This window comes from Skermanella sp. (assembly GCF_059503625.1).
In genome coordinates this window covers 1-5,134 of sequence record NZ_JCACHA010001146.1, presented here as the reverse complement: position 1 = coordinate 5,134, position 5,134 = coordinate 1, and the positions used below count along the sequence as shown (strand labels likewise).

3 protein-coding genes are annotated in these 5,134 nt (G+C 67.8%); all 3 read left to right on the top strand.

What is annotated here, in order from left to right:
* Positions 1 to 186: 186 nt before the first annotated feature.
* Positions 187 to 2,691 carry an ATP-dependent helicase HrpB gene (gene hrpB / locus AC5JJ6_RS40805; protein WP_496047536.1) on the top strand — a complete coding sequence of 835 codons (2,505 nt, stop codon included), beginning with the start codon at positions 187 to 189 and terminating at the stop codon, positions 2,689 to 2,691.
* Complete coding sequence (locus tag AC5JJ6_RS40800) at positions 2,692 to 3,879, top strand: BaiN/RdsA family NAD(P)/FAD-dependent oxidoreductase (protein ID WP_496047535.1); 1,188 nt, start codon at positions 2,692 to 2,694, stop codon at positions 3,877 to 3,879. It begins immediately after the preceding gene.
* A 165-nt stretch (positions 3,880 to 4,044) separates the two neighbouring features.
* Positions 4,045 to 5,118 carry a methyl-accepting chemotaxis protein gene (locus AC5JJ6_RS40795; RefSeq protein WP_496047534.1) on the top strand — a complete coding sequence of 358 codons (1,074 nt, stop codon included), beginning with the start codon at positions 4,045 to 4,047 and terminating at the stop codon, positions 5,116 to 5,118.
* Positions 5,119 to 5,134: the final 16 nt, after the last annotated feature.

Genomic DNA, 5,134 nt, shown 5'->3' with positions numbered 1-5,134 from the left:
GCTGGAGAGAAGAGACGTTCGTTATCATGGACGATCGCCAGCAAATCTCCGGAAACACGGGGGCTCAGGATGCATCTTCCGCCCACCGTGCCTAATTTTCAGTAAAGCGGCGGGCATCGTCCCGGACGCCATGCTATAGAGCCGCCGACCGCTCCCGACCGTATTCTTGAACAGACCGCGCATCCCTTGCCGTATCCCGTCCTCTCAGCCCTGCCGATCGATCCGGTCCTTCCCGACATCCGCCGGGCCTTGGCTGCGGCTCCCAACGCCGTCCTCCAGGCTCCTCCAGGCGCCGGCAAGACAACCCGCGTCCCGCTGGCGCTGCTGGACGAACCGTGGCTCGCCGGCTCGAAGATCGTGATGCTGGAGCCGCGCCGACTGGCCGCCCGCGCGGCTGCCCGCCGGATGGCGGACATGCTGGGGGAAGCCGTCGGCGAGACCGTCGGCTACCGCGTCCGGATGGACAGCAAGGTCGGGCCGAAGACCCGGATCGAAGTGGTGACCGAGGGCATCCTGATACGCCTGCTCCAGCGCGACCCCGCCCTGGAAGGGATCGGCGCCGTCCTGTTCGACGAGTTCCACGAACGCAGCCTGGATGCGGACCTGGGCTTGGCGCTGTGCCTCCAGATCCAGTCGGTCCTGCGCGATGACCTGCGCCTGCTGGTCATGTCCGCCACGTTGGACGGCACGGCGGTCGCCCGGCTGCTGGACGGCGCCCCCGTCGTCACGTCGGAAGGCCGCGCCTTCCCAGTCGAAACCCGCCACATCGACCCATCGGGCGCCCGCCGGATCGAGGATGCCGTGGCGTCCGCCACGCTGACGGCGCTGAAGGAGGAGACCGGCAATATCCTGGTCTTCCTGCCCGGCGTCGCCGAGATCCGCCGGGTGGAGAAACTGCTGGTGCAGGCGTCCACCGGACCGGGTGTCCTGATCGCGCCGCTCTACGGCGACCTGCCCCAGGACCGCCAGGACGCCGCGATCGGTCCGACGCCGCCGGGTCTGCGCAAGATCGTGCTGGCGACATCCATCGCGGAAACCAGCCTGACCATCGAAGGCATCCGCGTCGTCATCGACAGCGGTCTGATGCGGGTGTCGCGCTTCGATCCCGGCGGCGGCATGACGCGGCTGGAGACGATCAAGGTTAGCCAGGCCTCCGCCGACCAGCGGCGGGGCCGTGCTGGCCGTCTGGAACCGGGCGTCTGCTACCGGCTGTGGCCGCAGGGCCAGCACCGGGCGCTGCCGCCGCATACCGCGCCTGAGATGCTGGCGGCCGATCTGGCGCCGCTGGCGCTGGAACTGGCGCAGTGGGGCGTCAGCGATCCGGCCGACCTGCGCTGGCTCGACCCGCCGCCCGCTCCCGCCTATGCGCAAGCCCGCGACCTGCTGCGCCGGCTGGGGGCACTCGATGGCGACGGCAGGATCACGGTGCATGGCGGCAACATGGCGTCACTCGGCATGCATCCGCGTCTGGCCCACATGGTCCTGCGCGCCCGCGACCTCGGCTGCGGCGCGCTGGCCTGCCAGATCGCGGCACTGCTGGGAGAGCGCGATATCCTGACCGGACAGCCGGGCGAGCAGCGGGACTCCGATATCCGCCGCCGGGTCGAGACGCTGAGATCGGGCGACCAGAAGCTCTGGTCGGTACGGCAGGTGACGGCCCAGGCGCGGCAGTGGCAGCGCCAGCTCGGCATCGCCGCCGGAACCGGAACCGTGGGCGATACCGGACGGGTGCTGGCGCTGGCCTATCCCGACCGCATCGCCCAGCGTCGTCCGGGCAGCGACGGGCAGTACCGGCTGAGCAACGGGCGCGGCGCGTTCTTCCTGAAGATGGAGCCGCTGGCGGCGGAGGATTTCCTCGCCGTGGCCGACCTGGACGGCGCCAAGCGCGAGGCCCGCATCTTCCTGGCGGCGCCGCTGACCCTGGCCGAGATCGAGGAAGACTTCGCCGACACGATCGAGATATCGGAGTCCATCGCCTGGGACAGCCGGGAGGAGGCCGTGCTGGCGCGCCGCCAGCGCCGGCTCGGCGAATTGGTCCTGAAGGACGATCCGCTGCCGGACCCAGGCGGCGCCCGCACGGCGCAAGCCTTCTGCCAGGGCGTTCGGGAACTCGGCCTCGCCGTGCTGCCCTGGACCCGCGAGCTGGAGAACTTCCGCGCCCGCGTCGAGTTCCTGCGCCGGTTCGAGCCGGAGGGTTCCGGCTGGCCCGACATGTCCGACGATGCGCTGCTCGCAAGCCTGGAAGACTGGCTGGCTCCCTTCCTGACCGGGCTGACGCGCCGTGCCCACCTGAAGCGGCTCGACCTCGGCTCCGCGCTCAAGTCGCTGCTGCCCTGGGACCGGCAGCGCGACCTGGAGGAAGCGGCACCCACCCATGTCACCGTTCCCAGCGGCTCGCGCATCCCGCTCGATTATACCGGCGGCGGCGTGCCCGTGCTGGCGGTGCGGCTTCAGGAGATGTTCGGGCTGGCCGAAACGCCGAAGCTCGCCCATGGGCGGGTGCCGCTGGTCCTGCATCTGCTGTCGCCGGCCCATCGGCCGATGCAGGTGACCAGCGACCTCGCCAGCTTCTGGGCCAATACCTACCGCCATGTCAGGGCCGACCTGAAGGGCAAGTATCCGAAACATTACTGGCCGGACGACCCGCTGGAAGCGGAACCGACCAGCCGCGCCAAACGCCGGGGCACCTGAATGGCCGAATCAGCCACTAAAACTGACGTCATCATCGTCGGCGCCGGAGCCGCCGGGCTGATGTGCGCGATCTCCGCCGGGCGGCGCGGCCGCCGGGTGCTGCTGATCGACCATGCCGAAAAAGCGGGCAAGAAGATCCTGATCTCCGGCGGGGGGCGCTGCAACTTCACCAACCTGCACACCGCTCCCGACCGCTTCATCTCGGCCAACAGGCATTTCTGCATCTCCGCGCTCCGGCGCTACACCCAGCACGACTTCATCGCGCTGGTCCGCCGCCACGGCATCGCCTTCCATGAAAAGAAGCTGGGGCAACTGTTCTGCGACGACAGCGCCCGCGATATCGTCGGCATGCTGCTGCGGGAATGCGAGGAAGCGGGCGTCACCCTGATGCTGGACACCACCGTCGGCCGGATCGAGAAGGACGGCGGGTTCCGGGTCGAGACCAGCCGGGGCGCCTTCGACGCCGAAAGCCTCGTGATCGCGACCGGCGGTTTGTCGATCCCGAAGATGGGCGCCACCGGCTTCGGCTATGGCGTAGCCAAGCAATTCGGCGTCGAGGTGCTGCCGACCAGGGCCGGCCTCGTCCCCTTCACCTTCGCCGATGCCGATCCCCGGAACTTCAAGGATCTGGCCGGCGTGGCGTTCGACGCCGAGGTCCGGTGCGGCGGCGTCTCGTTCAGCGAGGCGATGCTGTTCACCCACCGGGGCCTCAGCGGTCCGGCCATCCTCCAGATCTCGTCCTACTGGAAGGACGGCATGCCGGTGGAGATCGACATGCTGCCGGGAGCCGGCATCGAAGACCGGCTGAGGGGCCTTGTCGCGGAACGTCCCAAGGCGGAAGTGAAGACGCTGCTGTCCGACCTGCTGCCCCGCCGGCTGGCCCTGAAGGTCACCCCGGCGTCCTTCGACGGCCGTCCGGCCAACAGGGTGCCGGAGCGGGAATGGCAATCGCTGACCCACGGCCTCCGCCACTGGGAGATTTCACCCGCCGGGACCGAAGGCTACCGTACGGCCGAAGTCACCCTGGGCGGCGTCGACACCGCCGCCCTGTCGTCAAAGACGATGGAGGCGCGCGCCGTTCCGGGCCTCTACTTCATCGGCGAGGTGGTCGACGTGACCGGCTGGCTCGGCGGCTACAACTTCCAATGGGCATGGTCGTCCGGTTACTGCGCCGGCCAGTTTGCCTGAAGGCGGGCCTGCCGGAGACCTGTCGCCTGAATACGTGCCCTGGTCATCCTTCATTTACGACCGGGGGCTAATCTCATTGTCGAAGGTAAAATTTATGGCAAAAACACAATAATGACATCTGCCGGCATTCAGCTTCCATCGATCCCTGCAGGCGATCCATCGCTGTTGAGCGAGTGGTCCGCTTTCTCGACGGTTCAATGCCGGTCCTTCGACGTGCTGCGCCGGGAGATCGAGGAAACCAGCCGGAGCATCGAGAACAGCACCCAGGACATCAGCACGGGGTTCCGCGATCTGGCCGACTCGGCCGGCGAGCAGAGCCGCCGGGTCCAGGAGATCATCGCCAACGCCAATGTGGTCGAACTGGACGGCGAGCGCGTCCCGATCGACCGGGTCATGGTGGCGATGCAGGAAATCCTGGTCGATATGGTCAACAACATCGTCTCGCTGTCGAAACAGGCGATGCGGATGGTCTATCTACTGGACGACGTCGTCCAGGATGTCCAGGACGTCGAGAAATTCATCGGCGAGATCGGCGAGATCAACCAGCAGACCAACTTCCTGGCCCTGAACGCCCGCATCGAAGCCGCCCGCGCAGGCGCCGCCGGAACGACCTTCCATGTCGTGGCCGGAGAGGTCCGCCAGCTTTCGTCCACGACGGCGGCCCTGGCCGAGCGGATGAGGCTTTCGGTCGGAGCGGTCTCCCGTGGCGTCGTCCGAGGCTACGAGATCCTTCAGACCATCGCCGACACCGACCTGTCGCCCCAGCTTCTGGCAAAGGAGCGGATCGACAGCGCCATGTCCGGCCTGATCGTCCAGGCGGAGCACTTCACCGCTGTACTGAGCGATGCCGTCGTCGCGTCCGACACGATGACACGCAACATCGGCCAGATCGTGACCCGCCTGCAGTTCCAGGATCTGGCCAAGCAGCACTTCGAACATGTCATCGACGGCATGATGCTGATGAAGAGCGGGCTGGAAGACCTGGGGACGGCGACATCGGCCGCCATCGGCGCCGCTCCCGCTTCTGCGCCGGACGATCGGTCCGAATGGCTGATCGGTCTGGCGGCGGGCGTCCCGGTCGGTGCCGCGCGCCAGCGCTTCCTGCGTGGCCTGCTGATGGGCGGCTCTGCGCTCGACGGCATCGGGGCGCTGGATGTTCTACCCGGCGACCGCACCGGCACCGACGATGTACGCGGTGCCCAATCCGATCCCGATCAGGATGCCATCGAACTTTTCTGAACGAGCATCGATGCCT